The organism is Paenibacillus sp. PCH8 (genome assembly GCF_002968835.1).
Classification (GTDB): Bacteria; Bacillota; Bacilli; order Paenibacillales; family Paenibacillaceae; genus Paenibacillus.
Genome location: NZ_PKQK01000005.1, coordinates 212,069 through 226,978, shown reverse-complemented (window position 1 = coordinate 226,978; position 14,910 = coordinate 212,069). Strand labels below are relative to the sequence as shown.

Sequence of the window (14,910 nt, the reverse complement as noted above, 5' to 3'; positions counted from 1 at the left end):
AGTCCTTCCGGTTATTGCAACCAGAAGGCCGTGAAAATTTTTGAATATAGATTAGCGGACGCACTGAGCTTTTTGCCTAAGTAGCGACGCAGTGTAGGGGACGGAATCGATTCTGTAGAAGCAAAGCTAAAAGCTTTCTGAAAGAAAGCTACTTCGTAAGCAGACACTTCGCCTCTGTATCCAAATTTCATCAATTTAAATGTTGATGCAAAGAAATTTGGATACAACAGCGATCGAAAGAACGATCCGTAACCGGAACGGTTGCTGCGAAACGGGAATGTGGTCTAGAGCTCTGCAACAAAGATGAAATTTAAACATTGTTCATAACAGGAGGATTTATCATGAAACTTGGACTCGTCGGATTAGGAAAAATGGGATTAAACCTCGGAAGAAACCTGATTGATCACAAACACGAAGTGGTTGCTTTTGACCTGAATGCTGAAGCGGTAAAAGAAATGAAAGAATACGGCGCTGAAGGCGTAACTTCCTACGCAGAGATGGTGGCTTCCCTCGAATCCCCACGCGTACTGTGGATTATGGTTCCTCACAATGTAGTTGATGCGGTGCTGGCAGAAGTAAGCCCGCTGCTCTCCAAAGGCGACATTATCATTGAAGCGGGTAACTCCCACTACAAAGAGTCCATTCGTCGTTACGAAGAGATGAAACCTAAAGGCATTCACTACATGGATGCAGGTACTTCCGGTGGTATGGAAGGCGCACGGAATGGCGCATGTTACATGATTGGTGGCGACCCGGAAGCTTGGGCAATTGTTGAGCCAGCATTCAAGGACACTTCTGTGGAGAACGGCTATCTGTATGCAGGTAAAGCAGGTAGTGGTCACTTCCTCAAAATGGTTCACAATGGTATCGAGTACGGTATGATGGCATCCATCGGTGAAGGTTTTGACGTATTGGAGAAAAGTGGATTTGATTTCGACTTCGAACAAGTGGCTCGCGTATGGAACAACGGTTCCGTTATCCGTTCTTGGTTGATGGATCTGACAGAACGTGCCTTCTCCAAAGATGCCAACCTTGATGAAATCAAAGGCGTTATGCATTCCTCTGGTGAAGGACGTTGGACAGTAGAAACAGCATTTGACCTTCAAACAGCAACACCGGTTATCGCGATGTCCTTACTAATGCGTTACCGTTCCCTGGAAACAGACACGTTCACAGGTAAAGTGGTAGCTGCGTTGCGTAACGAATTTGGCGGTCACGCTGTAGAGAAAAACTAAAAATAACCTATTGAATGATTACCCGGTCTTCGGGGAGTCTGAAAACAAAGCCTTTCGCCTGTGCAGATTAATTTGCGGGTGGGAGGTTTTTTGTATTTACTGTTTTCGTATAATCCGGTGTAGCCAAGTGGCTGGTTGTTCTGATTTGACGTTGATTAGTTTCTGTCCAGCGTCTGGGTGCTGTCCTTCTTTTTCGGGACAATGGTGCATATGGATAACATATAGCCTATAGCTCATCCCGTAGGGGAGGGACACTTCGATGATGAGAAGAAGATGGCACAGCCGGAGACGACATCCTAAGAAGCCTAGTGGCAAGCGCAGAATGTGGTTGATCATTTTATTGGTGACCGTGTTTTGTTTAATGCAGGGTTTCGCCTATGTAGATAAGAAAATGAAGCCGCCCATTATGCATCTAGCCAAGATCAGAGTGAAGCAGATTGCGACAGAAGCGATCAACAAGGCGATTACAGCGCAGGTTGCAGATGGAAAGTCCAACGAGGGGTTGATTGACTGGAAGACGGATACCTCCGGGAAAGTGTCCGGGTTCATGTTAAACTACAACGAGCATATGCGAATCACCGCAAGTACAATGAATATTGTGCAATCCACACTGCAGAATGTGCATATGTTGAAAGAAAAAATTCCGCTTGGTCAGGCGCTAGGCAGCCCGGTGTTGGCTTCATTTGGTCCAAGTATACCGGTTCGTATTGAACCTCAGGGCGCTGTCAAAGTGGATCTGAACACCCGTCAGCAGAATGCGGGCATCAACATGATTCTAGTGGAAGTGTACATTCATATCATTGCCGAGGTTGCTGTAGTGGTGCCCTTCGACATGGAACCCGAAACGGTTGATACGGAAATACCCATTTCCTATCTACTGGTTGTTGGGGATGTACCGATGTATTATTACGATAATCAGGGTGAGCCAGTGGGCAGTAACGGTAGTAATGCTCCGACTATTGCGCTGCCATCAGGTCAGACGGGTGCATCGAGCGGTAACGGAGTGACTTCTAATCCCCAAAGCCAGGACCAGCAACAGGCCCCGGCAGATAGCTTGCATGGGAACGAACTTGAATTCGAGCCAGATCTGCCTGATGTGGACAGCGGCCCGCAGCTTAATAAGGATACGCACCCATAATTCGATTAACATTTATGAAAAAATGAGAAACGAAAATGAGGGATGAGTTTGACCCATGATATGTTTTTGAATATAATTTAGTAATCAAGAGAATCTTGTCATCTAAGAAGGGAGGAGCATCCAATCATGAAGAAAAAATCACTTGCGTTTATATCTTCGGGATATGGATACTCCACTGCGGTCTTTTTCTAGAATCTAGTCCAAGGGTGAAGTCTGCCCAAATGGGGATGAAAATGAGGGAATACCGTAGAAAAATCTTAAGAATGACGAGGTAATGAACATGAAGAACGATAAGATCACCAGAAAAAATCCATCGAATATGCCAGCACCCGTAGGGAATTATACGCATATTACAAGAATTCCGAGGAATGCAGAGTTATTCGTGACATCGGGGCAGATTGGAGCAGATATCAGTGGACAATTTCCCGACAGTCTGAATGAACAAGTTACCAATACATTTAGCAATATCAGAACTGTTTTGGAATCTGAGGGTTTGGATGCTGAACATATTATTAAAGTGAACGTATGGGCAACGGAGAAAATAGACTGGGATTTCTTATATGCGGAGTGGGGACAATTATTCAGTCGTGAGTATCCTGCGATGACGATTGGATATATTACGGAATTAGGTCTGCCCGAGATTAAAATTGAAATCGAGATTTGGGCAGCAAAAGTATAGTAATCAAATATACTTCATCCAGAGGTTAGCCATTTAGAGAGCCATGCCATGTGCTAACGGATCACACACGCCTTATTTTAGTGATTTTGGAGAGGTGATAAACGTAACGAATCTCAGCGACGCTATTTCATCCGAAAACTGCGATTAAAGGCGAATACACGCATAAAACATGAAAATAGCGCGCCTCCGATTCGTTACATTTTCAAATGAACTGAAATGTACCCCATAGCGTCACCTCAGTTCGTTAGCCAAAATGCTCGAATCATCTGCTGGAGTTCATGTGGAGATAGATTATAAAGTGGAATTTCCGAAAATTTCAACAACAAAACACAAAGGGACAAGGCAGAATATTTCTCTGCTTCGTCCCTTTTTCATGCGTGGATGTTATGGTTTTTCATCCCTATTCTTTTGTAGTGCTTTTGAGACAGCCCCCTTATGAATGTCGATCATGCATCAAGCCGGTGATACTGAATTTGCCCATCGTAAACCACGTATGCACCTCGGTCTAATTCATACCCATTATGCTCTACCGCATGCACAGACTCGAAATTCTCGTCTTATTTACTTTTCGTATTCTTCTGTCTGCGTTCCTCCCGTTCCCAATGTTTCAGAAGCGGGTAAGGGTCGAACGACCATTCATGGAGACCGCTATCCCGGTAGATTCCGTAATGAAGATGCGGAGGGAATTTGCCCTGTGTCCCCGGTTTTCCGTAACCCGAGCTGCCAACCCATCCGACGACTTGGCCTGGAGTGACAACTTCACCAATATGTGCACTTTTGTCAAAACCCGACAGATGGGCGTAGTAATGATAATGGTTGTTCAAATCGCGTATTCCGATGCGCCAGCCGCCAAACGGGTTCCAGCCTTTGATTTCTACGACTCCATAACAGGTGCTGCGTACAGGCAGGCCATGTGGAGCGAAGATGTCGGTTCCCTCATGAATGCGATAGCCGCCCCAGCTTCGTTTCGTACCCCAGGTGCTACGATAGGAGTAGTTGTTTCCGAGCGGCACCGGAAAGGCATGTCCAAATAGATCCAGATTGTCAAAATGCTCATATAACTTCGCGAATTGCTGTATCCGTTGTACTGCTCGGGAGTTGTGGTAATATTCCCACAAGGCAATGTTGAAGTCCTCTTGTTTGTTCCCGTAACCCTGAATAACAGAAGCCATACTGTACAGCACATCCTGATCATTATTGGCATCCGCTATACCGTCTCCTGAACCATCACGTCCATATCCGTTGAAAAAAAGAATGGAGTTCGGCTGTTGATCCGCCTCATCCGGGTTAAGCCATCCTCTCCATGCCGGAGAGGTCATGAAAATACCGGTAAGCCGCTCTGGATGCTTGCGGTCCTTCGGATGTGCGCGGGTGATCGTCCGTTCATACTGGTCAATTGCGGCCAGTCTGTACCAGGGAATCTGAGTCATCTGACCAATGCTCTCATAGAGATGCCGACGTGCTACGTAGATTTCTGCCGGCTTTAGCTCAGCTACCTGTGGGTTGGAATTCGTCGTGATGGGTTCACCGTACACATCAACAGGCAAGAACGGGAGAAGCAGAGTACCTGCAAGTAATGTTTTGATCCAAAAGCGATACGTATTGAAGAAGGTCGTGCGTTGTAGCACAGGGAAGCAACCCCTTTCCATTAAGATGATGCACATGGTGCCCGTTAAACCAAGCTATATCCTATCGTTCTTCAAAAGACCTGATTTTATCCATGTAAGGCTTTGGCATAAATCCAAATATGCAAAATATGCATGTAAGGCTTGAATGCACAAGATGTGACAAATTGGGGTTTTTCCAGCGCTTTCATGGTATAATATGTTCCGAGCAACAGCCTAACTTCAGTAGAAAGAAGGTTTATGCATTGGCTAAACGTGTTAAAGAGCCGAAACCGGATTGGATTCGGATCAAATTGACAACCGGCGATAACTATCAGGAAATGAAAACAATGATGCGTTCCAAAACGCTACATACCGTATGTGAGGAAGCGCGGTGTCCGAATATTTATGAATGCTGGGCCAATCGAACGGCCACTTTTATGATTTTGGGCGACATTTGCACCAGGGCATGCCGTTTTTGCGCGGTAACTACAGGCTTGCCAACGGAGCTTGATTTGCAGGAACCAGAACGAGTGGCAGAAGCATCAGAACAGATGAATCTGCAACACTGTGTCATTACAAGTGTAGCTCGAGACGACCTGAAAGATGGGGGAGCTACGATCTTTGCCGAGACGGTAAAGGCTGTGCGGCAGAGATTGCCACTATGCAGTGTTGAAGTACTCATTCCGGACTTTCTGGGTGATCGCGAATCCCTGCAGATTGTGATGGATGCCAAACCGGATATTCTGAATCACAACATTGAGACGGTTGAGCGGTTGTCAGACAAAGTACGTGCTAAGGCGAAATACAGACGTTCACTGGAGCTGCTTGCTCGTGCCAAAGAAATGCAACCTGACATCCCAACGAAATCAAGCATTATGCTTGGTGTGGGTGAGGAATATAATGAAATTTTGCAAACGATGGATGATCTTCGTGCGGTGAACTGTGATATTATGACGATTGGTCAATATTTGCAGCCATCGGAGAAACATCTGTATGTTGAAAAGTACTATCCGCCAGAGGAGTTCGCTGCACTGAAACAGGAAGGGTTGAAACGTGGATTCAGCCACGTCGAATCTGCCCCGATGGTACGCAGCTCCTATCGTGCGCATGAACAGGTGAAATCTGCTACCCAACATGCGGAACAGGCGGCAACACATGCGTGATGGAGGAGTCTGGATTGGAAGAAGATAAAATTACAGAACAGATTCAGGAACAGACGGAGGAACAGGTTCACGAACCCGTTCAGGAATTGGTTGAGGAGACACCCAAAGAACCCGTCATTGTACAAATCGGTGGGAAAAATTATGAAATCGTACAGAATCACAAAGAGGGCTGGAATCCAGAGGTCTTTCGTGATCGTTACAGTGAAGTGCTGGAGCGTTATGATTATATTATCGGGGACTGGGGATACAGTCAGTTGCGGTTAAAAGGTTTTTACCGCGATAACCACCCCAAAGCAACAAAGGATTCCACGATCTCAAGCATGGTGGATTACATCAATGAATATTGTAACTTTGGCTGCGCGTACTTCGTGTTGCATAAGAGCAAAGATCAACCTCAATCCAAAGCAAAAAGCGGTTCCTGAGAAGGACCGCTTTTTTGATACATGGTTTTAGTCGAGAAATGCCGTGCGGACCCGGTTCCAAAATGGATAAGGGCGGAAACGCGCGAAACTGACTTTGTGACTGGATACCTGACAACGCACGGATATCAGATCTTCCACCATAACGTTCACATGATCGATGGTCAGCAATAACCGCTGATCCTTGCGAGAAAAAATATCACAATGATGGTGCTTGGGCAAAATTACCGGTGAACCGAGTGTCCGATAGACACGGTTATTAATGGAAGCAATCTCCGCAATCTGAATCGCCTCAATGGTCGGATGCACCATGGCGCCGCCAAGGGCCTTGTTGTACGCTGTGCTACCAGAAGGCGTGGATACACAGATCCCATCCCCACGGAACATTTCGAAAGTCACGTCATTAATATCGACCTGAGCTACGACAGTTCCGTCCACACCTTTTAACGTAAATTCATTAAGCGCAATATAAGAGGAGTTACCTGACTTTTTGCGAATCTCCAGCTCCAAGAGTGGATATTGCACAATGCGTGGTTTGAGTCGTTCCGGATCTCCTTTGCCACTCATCAGTCTGACGAGTTCCCGTAATTCTTCCTTCTTCCAATCAGCATAGAAGCCGAGGTGGCCTGTATGAACCCCAACAAAAGCGATATCCGGAATACGGTCGATGAAATTGTGAAATGCCTGTAGCATCGTACCATCGCCTCCGATGGAGATGACAATCTCCGGCGATTCTGCATCCAGCTTAAACCCTTCTTCCTTCGCCAGCGCATGAAACTGCTGACTGAGATCAATGGATAACTGGTCTCCGCGGTCTTGAACATAGTATCTCAAGATGAAAGCTCCTTTGTGGTCATTATACTACCGATGATAATCAATTCCGCGGAAGAACACAACGCCCGATTCATATTTCAGTTCAATATAGATGGGTGGGGCATTCATTTTTTGGCCTGTCTGGGCAAGAGAATAGAACTCAATACCGCCAAACATAGCAATAATACAAGCACACTTCCCAATGCGATCATACCTGCCAAGAAGATTAGTTCCCAGTCCGGTGTGTACGTCGATAGTGATGGGAATAACCCTGGCTCGGCTATTACTGGTGAAGAGGAATGGCCCATTAGCGGTGTCCATAAGATCAGGACGAGCACAGGTGCGATAAGCGCATGAATCGCTCTGGCAAACAGAAAAGGCCCGTATCTCATGGGTGTATTGCTAAGAACACTCATAATCTGGGCATGGACGGATAATCCGCCCCATGAGAGAACAAAAGCTGCTGCGGCTACTTTGTAGACGAGTGGTATGGACGTGCCAACACCGCCAGCTTCCTTGGCCCCCAGCGTGACTTCGAATAATCCGCCGACCAGGCTATGTGATAAGGATGGAGGCAATCCAATGTGTCGTAACCATTGCTCGGTTATTCCGTATAGCCCACCAAGCCATCCCGTCTGTACAAGCAACTCCATCATGACCGAGAAGAATACAACCAGCCCCCCTACGATAATAATAAGGCGAAGGGATGAGGAGACTGCCTGACGTAACAATTCACCAAATGCCCGTCCATCGGCCTGTCTGGCCGCGTGCATTGCATAGATGGCCCGGATGAGTCTGTTGCGATGTAGCTGTTCAGTAGAAGTGGGCAGAGAGACAGGCTGTGTGTGTTTTACGGATCCGCCATGGAAACGCATGAGCACGCCCACTAGAAAGGCGGCAGCGTAATGCGATGCAACCAGTACCGGAGCGATCGCAACATTGTGGAAAAAACCAACCGATACCGCTCCAATCATGAAGATCGGATCGGAAGATGTGGTGAAGGCAACGAGACGTTCTCCTTCCTCCCGGGTCACCAATTTCTGTTCCCATAACTGGGCGGTCAGTTTAGCCCCCGTGGGATAACCGGAAGCACAGCTCACGGCGAATACAAATCCCCCGCTTCCGGGAACTCGAAACAATGGACGCATCAGGGGATTCAGCAATGTGCCGAGAAAATGAACAATTCCGAAGCCGAGCAGTAGCTCGGACAGTACCAGAAAAGGGAAGAGGGAGGGGAACAATACATCCCACCAGATGGACAATCCGCGTACGCCTGCATGCCAGGTTTCCGCTGGAAACAGGACCATTAACACACAAAGGATCAGGAGAGCAAGTGTGACCAGGACATGGGTGAGTCGTTGTGGAGCAGCCATGTGTTCTTCTCCTTTATTTTAAAATGGTTGATATGCGGTAGTGAGTGAAGAGCTTTGCCTTCAAATATATGAAAAAAAGTGGACAAACAGTACAAAATAATACCTGGAAAGCGCTTGCAAAAGTGGCTGTGTTTTTGAATGATGTGTGCTAAAATGAGAAAAACGCCTGAACGTCACCTAATTGTCTCCAAGGTGGAATTCAATTCGGATGGAGTGATGATCATGAGTCTTGTCACCGGAATCCTGGTCTGTGCTTTTGTATATGTGATACGTGCCTCGCTGGTACGCTCAGAGGAAGAGGACTGGCGGAGTTATTAATGGAATAACTAGTGCGCCAACCTATGCGGTTGGCGCTTTTTTTGAATCATGTACAGAATAAGGTCCTGTATACAGATGGCTAAAGCGCTTCTGAAGATTCCATGTGATATAGGACTTTTGGATTTTTTTTGATAGAATGGAGATAAAGGCTTTTGCGGCCTTCATGTTGTTACAGTTTTCACAATGTTCATGGAACGTGGAATATATGACAGAATTCGACATCAGAAAGGGGGAGCAGACAAATGAATCCCAGTATGAGTATCTATGACAATCTTGGCGGTGAGACAGGTGTTCGTGCATTGGTCGAGGCTTTCTATCCGATCGTGCAGCAGAATGAGCAGCTGGCTCCGCTTTTCCCGGAAGATATTCAGCCAGTTATGGACAAGCAGTATATGTTTTTATCTCAGTTTTTTGGTGGACCAGGGTTATTTTCCGAAGCCTTTGGACATCCGATGATGCGTGCCCGTCATATGCATTTCGAAGTCACCGTTGAGCGGGCTGAGGCCTGGCTTGCATGTATGAATCAAGCATTAACACAGATTGGTGTGGAGGAGCCCTTGCATTCGTTTATTCTGAAGCGTTTATCCGGCCCGGCACATCATTTCGTGAATACGCCATAGTTCCGAATACGAGCCATTTTACTTCAATCCAATGATGTAAAATGTTGATACGAATAGAAGTAGTGTACCGGAGAGGGGGAAAGCAATTGGAATTAGAGCCGCTGTATAAGGTGAAGGTGACGTGTCATTATTGCGAGACCGAGTATGATACCTCACGGGTAAGACCTAGCTTGAAACGGCCCTACCGGACGGATTCTGATTTTTGTGCTTATTACAAGCTGGAGAACCCGGATTTTTATGTGGTCCGCATCTGCCCGCATTGCGGGTTTGCCTCCACGGAGAACGCAACGGAGAATTTGAATGATGCTCAACGCAAAGCCTTCAAAGAACAGGTCGGTAACCGCTGGGTAAAACGGGATTATAGTGGAGCGCGGACACTGGATCAGGCGCTGGCTACGTACAAGCTTGCCTTACTGTGTGCACAGGTTATTCAGGAGAAAGACCGTGTTGTCGCCGGCTTGTTGCATCATATTGCTTGGCTGTATCGGTATATGGAGGATCATGCACAGGAACATCGGTTTCTTGAATTTAGCCTTGAAGCTTATGTTAAGGTGTTCGAACGGGAAGGAACGGGCGGCAATGAAGCCAAACTGTTGTATCTGCTCGGGGAATTGAACCGCAGAGTAGGTCGGTTCAATGAAGCTGTTCAATGGTTCGGCAAAGTCATTCACGACAAGCGGATCACCGATGCTTCAATGATTCGTGCCTCAAGGGAACAATGGGCATTGCTGCGCGAACAGATGATCTCAGGCAAAATGGAACTTCCTGAAGAGATGTTGGAAGCAGACAAAGGGGCTGCGAAGCGCAGCCCCCTTTAGATTAATATGGGTTAGTTACGGACAGGACGGCTGGATAGTAAGTAGTCACTGTCATTGTCGATCACGGTTATGCTGGCATTACAGCAGGGAAAGACGAGCAATTTCTTTTTGCCTTCGCGAATGAGCACAAGCTCTTTGGGTTTGAGGGAAGCAGCACATTGCTTGCGTGACAGAAAGGACATTGCTGTACATAGATGTCTCCCATGACAATATCGTAAGGCCAGCTGTTTTCAAACGGAATCATTCCTGTTCGCCTTCTGTTGCGGCAGGTTTGGATGCTTCTTGTTTGGCAAGTTCCGCAATCTTCTGCATCAAAATATGTTGCGGCATATGCATCAGATGCTCCAAAGGTACGCCCAGAGATTCTGCTAATTTGACGGCTGTGTCAGCCGATACTTGTAAAGGTTTCATACGTTTACCTCCTGAAAGTTGCTATAAGTGCGAGAGTTCAAAAAGTCTGGTTTTCAGTACCGAGAAGATGGAATGAAGCTAGAAATGGAGTTGCTCATTTCGGCTGAATTTCATGTTCGATGCTGATGATGCCGCTAGGCATGATTCGTAATCAAAAGTGGACTTTTTGAACAACCTCTATAACTATTTCTCTAGTATAGAGATATGACACGCATAAAACCAGTTTTTAATTCAATCCTAACGATCCAATCTATAGAGAGAGGTGCCTTATTAAATGAAAACGCCATTACAGCCTACATGGGATCTGGAGTCCATTTTTAGTGGAGGTTCTTCCTCCGAAGCATTTGCCACGTATCTGATTGAACTGGAACAGGATGTTCGACAACTGCAACATCTGTTAAACGAAACACCCGCACCGACTTCATTAGAAGAGACGGCTGCATTTTATCCCATTTTGGAACTGCTGCAAAGCTGCTATGTCCGCATATCGGAAGGATCTGCGTTTGTATCCTGCCTCTCATCACAAAACCAGAAGGACAAGAAAGCAACGCAGCTTCAGGGAGCCATTAGTTCCCTTGGTGCGATGTTGAATGGCAGTAAGTCGAAGTTCGATAATACACTTAGTCAGACATCCGATTCGGTGTGGGATGCGTGGATTGCTCGGGAAGATATCCAGCCGCTGGCATTTGCATTGAACGAGAGTCGCACGCTGGCTCGTGAGAAGCTGTCGCCAGAACTAGAAGGTCTTGCTCTGGATCTGGGTGTGGATGGTTACCATGGTTGGGGCAAATTCTACAATACGATTGTCAGCAAGGTGAACATTCCATTTGAGCAAGCTGGGGAAACAGTGATGCTGTCCGCCGGACAGGCGGCAAATAAGTTAAGTGACAGTGATCGGAATGTGCGTGAGACGGTATTCGCAAGCTGGGAGCAGGCCTGGACCGATGTCGAAGATTTCTGTGCAGACACTCTGAATCACCTTGCGGGATTCCGTCTGAAGTTATATGAGAAGCGTGGCTGGGATGATATCCTCAAAGAGCCGCTCGCGATCAACCGAATGTCACGTCAAACGCTGGATACGATGTGGGATGTGATTAACGGGGCTAAACCGGCGCTGGTTCGATATCTGGAGCGCAAAGCGGAACTGCTGGGGTAGACCAACTCAGTTGGAGCGATGTAGATGCACCTGTAGGCAAGTCGGGTGGGAAAATGACGTATGATGAGGCAGCAATCAATATAGTTGAACAGTTTGCCAAATTCAGTCCCAAACTTTCTACGTTTGCGGAGATGGCTTTTGAGAAACGCTGGATTGAAGCAGAAGACCGTCCTGGCAAGCGTCCTGGAGGATTTTGTACATCCTTGCCACGTAGCAAAGCAACCCGGATTTTCATGACCTTCTCCGGCACGCCGTCGAATGTATCGACTCTTGCACATGAACTTGGTCACGGGTATCATCAGCACATTATGGAAGAGTTACCTGCGTTGAATCAGCGCTATGCGATGAATGTGGCGGAGACGGCTTCCACTTTTGCTGAACTGATTGTAGCGGATGCCCTGGTGCAGGCGGCAACAGATGAGCAAGAGAAGCTGGCTTTGCTGGAAGACAAGATCCAGAGAAGTGTAGCTTTCTTCATGAATATCCATGCCCGTTTCCTCTTCGAGAATCGTTTCTATGAACAACGCAAAAAAGGTCTGGTCAACGCGGATGAGCTATCCAAATTAATGGTGGAGGCACAACATGAAGCGTTCTGCGGAGTGCTTGCAACAGATCATCCGCATTTCTGGGCATCCAAACTGCATTTCTATCTGACAGGTGTACCGTTCTATAACTTCCCGTACACGTTCGGTTATATGTTCAGTGCAGGGATCTACGCCAGAGCCCAGCAGGAAGGGACGGCATTTGCAGATAAATACGATGATTTGTTACGTGATACTGGCCGAATGACGGTTGAGGAACTTGCTCAGAAGCATTTGGGTACAGATCTGACAAAACCGGATTTCTGGCAAAATGCAGCGAACCTGGTCATAGCCGATATCGAGCAATTTATGGAGATGACAGCAATCGAAAAATAGGTTGTATATATGAAATAGCTGCAATCCTGTGTTAACAGACACGGATTGCAGCTATTTTTGTTCACAATCCCAAGGTTCAACTCTTCGAATATTTTGTCGTAAATAAGTGAAAAAACTCGGTTTAAGGAACCTGAATGGCAATTAATTGTGCAAATTGTAGTTAAAATTACCCAAGTTTGTTGTTCTTTGTTGAAGGAGTGCAAATGATGTCATATAATGAGTCGTAAGTCCTTGATGAATAGGACTATAAGCATATAGAAGGAGCGTTAATATGAAAATTGACCAGCTTTCATTAGCAAGACAGTTGGATCTGGTGTTCAAAGAGCTAGATCATGAGTTGTCAGGATTAGATTCAGGTGTTGTTTTTGTGCAAATACGAAATAACGTAATTGGGAAGTTCGGTATTCGACATAATCCGATAACCGGACGTGATGGGCAGATGGATGTAGAGGAGGGGGGCTAAACGAAACCCAGAGATCATCTTTCCGAGCGATGGCACTGGAAACTTTGAAATTGAAGCGCAATTGGACACATGGAGAAATATCGTATGACTTTGGAGTAAGACAAGGTATGATTTTGGTAGATGCAACGATGGAATCCAATTACAATATGGCAAATCTGATGATTCGCTATCCTAGAACCAATACATACAAAGATTCAGGAATGGAGTCCACTTCATAACTGTACGCACAAGAAAAACAAGCGGCACTTCCTAAGAAGGCCGCTTTGGATTTTCACACTTCAAGCAATAATTACGAGCTTACGAGCGACCCGATAATTGCTGCTCAGCGATTTGTACCAGACGTTTGGTGATGTATCCACCGAGAGAACCTGTCTCACGGGAAGTATAGTTACCGTAGTAACCATCTTGTGGAATAGTTACACCCAGCTCTTGCGCAGCTTCCATTTTCAATTGTTGCAATGCTGCTGATGCTTGGGGAACGACCAGATTGTTGGAGCGGCTACCGCTACCTTGGTTTTGATTTCCGTACATATGTCTCACCTCCTTATAGCTTGGTGATGTTAGTATGGTTAGAGAATAAGGAAATATACATGTTATGGCGTAAGGGAAAATATGGGTAATAAAGCATGGATATGTCACATGAAAAAGCCGACCCAGTGCGGGTCGGCAAGCTTTATAGAAAAGTCAGAATATAAGGTGATATGCTCAGGAACAACATGGAAGAGGTAAGCTCCCTTAGTCTGTAGGTTGCATAACCTCAATGCGCGTAAATAGCTCAACAGGCTGTTCCGGTTCCAGACGAATTAATCCGGTTTCCTCATCCGATAATGCCAAATTGGGCGCATCCGAGAGCCATGTGTAAGGTTCAATACACAAAAACTGATCTGATTCTCCTTTGGTATAGAGAACCCAGTGTTTGAAAAATGCTTCATCAGCTGAATATTTCAATGTATAACCGTCTTGCCTGCGCAAGTAGGCAGTGGCGGGTACACTCTCAGTAGCTTTCAACAGGGTATCCCAATTTCGTCCTTGCATGCTGATCCCTTCGTTAAGCGCAGACCATTCACCCAAGGATTCAAGTTCACCTGTGGGGAGTTGTTCTTCATTCTGTCCGTATATGCCGGAAACAGGCAGTTGCAGCGTCCAGTCGGCAGGTTTGCCGTCTAGCAAAAACCATGTATGATATCCCATCCCGAAAGGAGCAGGCGTTGAGCTCAGATTGGTCACGCGCAAACGCTGGCTAAGTACAGCATTTTGCAATCTGAACGTCATCTCAAGCTTCAAGGGAATCGGAAATTGAGCCATCCAGTGTTCTTCATTTTCAGTTAGTAATTCGGTTGTAATTGCACAGCCATCTTCATCTTCTTCAATGTCGCTGACACACCAGGATTGGGTGCGGTGGAGACCGTGAATATGGTTGTCATTCGCCGTGTTCTGATCGAACTGGTAACGAACACCTTCATATTCGAATTGCCCCGATGAATGCGTCCTGGTGGAATGAGAAGAGGAACGCCAAAGTGGTAGGGCTTTTGCAAATAAAAGGCAAGATCGTCTTCATCCGGACGTCGAACGACATCGCGATCCTGCACTAAATCACGAATCGAGATGATATTATTACCAAGACGCGGCAGCAGGGTGATTTCCAAATCACGGCTATGTAGGATATACGTGTCGTAACCATTCCATTGGCCTTTGGTCACTTGTTTCATATCGATGCTCCTTTTCCCACTTGAAATCTGTCTGCAAACAGTCTTTATGTTATACTGCTGCAGGCGTGTCA

13 protein-coding genes and 4 pseudogenes are annotated in these 14,910 nt (G+C 46.4%); 10 read left to right on the top strand and 7 right to left on the bottom strand.

Annotation, left to right across the window (positions count from 1 at the left end; all coding sequences use genetic code 11):
* Positions 1-341: 341 nt before the first annotated feature.
* From gnd to C0Q44_RS25025, 3 genes are all read left to right on the top strand, one after another.
* Positions 342-1,235 (top strand): phosphogluconate dehydrogenase (NAD(+)-dependent, decarboxylating), encoded by an 894-nt coding sequence (gene gnd / locus C0Q44_RS25035; protein WP_105409916.1) that lies wholly within the window; start codon positions 342-344, stop codon positions 1,233-1,235.
* A gap of 259 nt (positions 1,236-1,494) precedes the next feature.
* The gene (yunB, locus tag C0Q44_RS25030) at positions 1,495-2,373 is read left to right on the top strand and encodes a sporulation protein YunB (RefSeq protein ID WP_105409915.1); all 879 of its coding nucleotides are present in this window, start codon (positions 1,495-1,497) and stop codon (positions 2,371-2,373) included.
* A 280-nt stretch (positions 2,374-2,653) separates the two neighbouring features.
* Positions 2,654-3,052: a RidA family protein gene (locus C0Q44_RS25025; RefSeq protein ID WP_105409914.1), complete on the top strand. Its 399-nt coding sequence runs from the start codon at positions 2,654-2,656 to the stop codon at positions 3,050-3,052.
* A 557-nt stretch (positions 3,053-3,609) separates the two neighbouring features.
* Here the strand turns inward: C0Q44_RS25025 and C0Q44_RS25020 are convergent.
* Entirely contained in the window at positions 3,610-4,680 is a 1,071-nt protein-coding gene (locus C0Q44_RS25020; RefSeq protein ID WP_105409913.1) for a M23 family metallopeptidase, read from the bottom strand.
* Between the two features lie 242 nt (positions 4,681-4,922).
* On the opposite strand from C0Q44_RS25020, the gene lipA reads away from it, so the two are divergent.
* A complete protein-coding gene (lipA, locus tag C0Q44_RS25015) occupies positions 4,923-5,822 on the top strand; it encodes a lipoyl synthase (protein ID WP_105409912.1) in 900 nt (299 codons plus the stop codon).
* Positions 5,823-5,836: 14 nt separating this feature from the next.
* Positions 5,837-6,244 (top strand): YutD family protein, encoded by a 408-nt coding sequence (locus C0Q44_RS25010; RefSeq protein WP_258166543.1) that lies wholly within the window; start codon positions 5,837-5,839, stop codon positions 6,242-6,244.
* 27 nt (positions 6,245-6,271) lie between these two features.
* Here C0Q44_RS25010 and C0Q44_RS25005 read toward each other — a convergent pair whose 3' ends face one another.
* Positions 6,272-7,075 (bottom strand): NAD kinase, encoded by an 804-nt coding sequence (locus C0Q44_RS25005; RefSeq protein ID WP_105409911.1) that lies wholly within the window; start codon positions 7,073-7,075, stop codon positions 6,272-6,274.
* Between the two features lie 104 nt (positions 7,076-7,179).
* Positions 7,180-8,427, bottom strand: a complete 1,248-nt coding sequence (gene ylbJ / locus C0Q44_RS25000; protein WP_105409910.1) for a sporulation integral membrane protein YlbJ — start codon at positions 8,425-8,427, stop codon at positions 7,180-7,182.
* A gap of 153 nt (positions 8,428-8,580) precedes the next feature.
* Between ylbJ and C0Q44_RS30395 the strand changes: the two genes are divergently transcribed.
* From C0Q44_RS30395 to C0Q44_RS24985, 3 genes are all read left to right on the top strand, one after another.
* Positions 8,581-8,745 carry a hypothetical protein gene (locus C0Q44_RS30395; protein WP_155984997.1) on the top strand — a complete coding sequence of 55 codons (165 nt, stop codon included), beginning with the start codon at positions 8,581-8,583 and terminating at the stop codon, positions 8,743-8,745.
* A 242-nt stretch (positions 8,746-8,987) separates the two neighbouring features.
* Positions 8,988-9,365, top strand: coding sequence for a globin domain-containing protein (locus tag C0Q44_RS24990; RefSeq protein ID WP_105409908.1), 378 nt, complete (start codon positions 8,988-8,990; stop codon positions 9,363-9,365).
* Between the two features lie 86 nt (positions 9,366-9,451).
* Entirely contained in the window at positions 9,452-10,183 is a 732-nt protein-coding gene (locus tag C0Q44_RS24985; protein WP_181151167.1) for a DUF2225 domain-containing protein, read from the top strand.
* Between the two features lie 11 nt (positions 10,184-10,194).
* Here C0Q44_RS24985 and C0Q44_RS24980 read toward each other — a convergent pair.
* A pseudogene (locus tag C0Q44_RS24980) lies at positions 10,195-10,427 on the bottom strand (hypothetical protein).
* Positions 10,424-10,594 carry a YycC family protein gene (locus C0Q44_RS24975; protein WP_105409906.1) on the bottom strand — a complete coding sequence of 57 codons (171 nt, stop codon included), beginning with the start codon at positions 10,592-10,594 and terminating at the stop codon, positions 10,424-10,426. Before C0Q44_RS24975 ends, C0Q44_RS24980 begins: the two are co-directional and overlap by 4 nt.
* 274 nt (positions 10,595-10,868) lie before the next feature.
* Between C0Q44_RS24975 and C0Q44_RS24970 the strand changes: the two are divergent.
* Together C0Q44_RS24970 and C0Q44_RS24965 are read left to right on the top strand one after the other, a co-directional pair.
* Positions 10,869-12,667, top strand: a pseudogene (locus C0Q44_RS24970) (M3 family oligoendopeptidase).
* Positions 12,668-12,938: 271 nt separating this feature from the next.
* A pseudogene (locus tag C0Q44_RS24965) lies at positions 12,939-13,348 on the top strand (O-methyltransferase).
* A 79-nt stretch (positions 13,349-13,427) separates the two neighbouring features.
* Here C0Q44_RS24965 and C0Q44_RS24960 read toward each other — a convergent pair.
* Together C0Q44_RS24960 and C0Q44_RS24955 are read right to left on the bottom strand one after the other, a co-directional pair.
* Positions 13,428-13,661, bottom strand: coding sequence for an alpha/beta-type small acid-soluble spore protein (locus C0Q44_RS24960; RefSeq protein WP_105409905.1), 234 nt, complete (start codon positions 13,659-13,661; stop codon positions 13,428-13,430).
* 204 nt (positions 13,662-13,865) lie between these two features.
* Positions 13,866-14,839, bottom strand: a pseudogene (locus C0Q44_RS24955) (aldose epimerase family protein).
* Positions 14,840-14,910: the final 71 nt, after the last annotated feature.

What these genes read in the sequence shown, in the direction of transcription:
- C0Q44_RS24975 (WP_105409906.1), bottom strand. Translation starts at nt 10,594, where the DNA reads ATGAAACCTTTACAAGTATCGGCTGACACAGCCGTCAAATTAGCAGAA.
- C0Q44_RS24990 (WP_105409908.1), top strand. Translation starts at nt 8,988, where the DNA reads ATGAATCCCAGTATGAGTATCTATGACAATCTTGGCGGTGAGACAGGT.
- ylbJ (WP_105409910.1), bottom strand. Translation starts at nt 8,427, where the DNA reads ATGGCTGCTCCACAACGACTCACCCATGTCCTGGTCACACTTGCTCTC.
- yunB (WP_105409915.1), top strand. Translation starts at nt 1,495, where the DNA reads ATGATGAGAAGAAGATGGCACAGCCGGAGACGACATCCTAAGAAGCCT.
- C0Q44_RS25025 (WP_105409914.1), top strand. Translation starts at nt 2,654, where the DNA reads ATGAAGAACGATAAGATCACCAGAAAAAATCCATCGAATATGCCAGCA.
- C0Q44_RS30395 (WP_155984997.1), top strand. Translation starts at nt 8,581, where the DNA reads ATGAGAAAAACGCCTGAACGTCACCTAATTGTCTCCAAGGTGGAATTC.
- C0Q44_RS24960 (WP_105409905.1), bottom strand. Translation starts at nt 13,661, where the DNA reads ATGTACGGAAATCAAAACCAAGGTAGCGGTAGCCGCTCCAACAATCTG.
- gnd (WP_105409916.1), top strand. Translation starts at nt 342, where the DNA reads ATGAAACTTGGACTCGTCGGATTAGGAAAAATGGGATTAAACCTCGGA.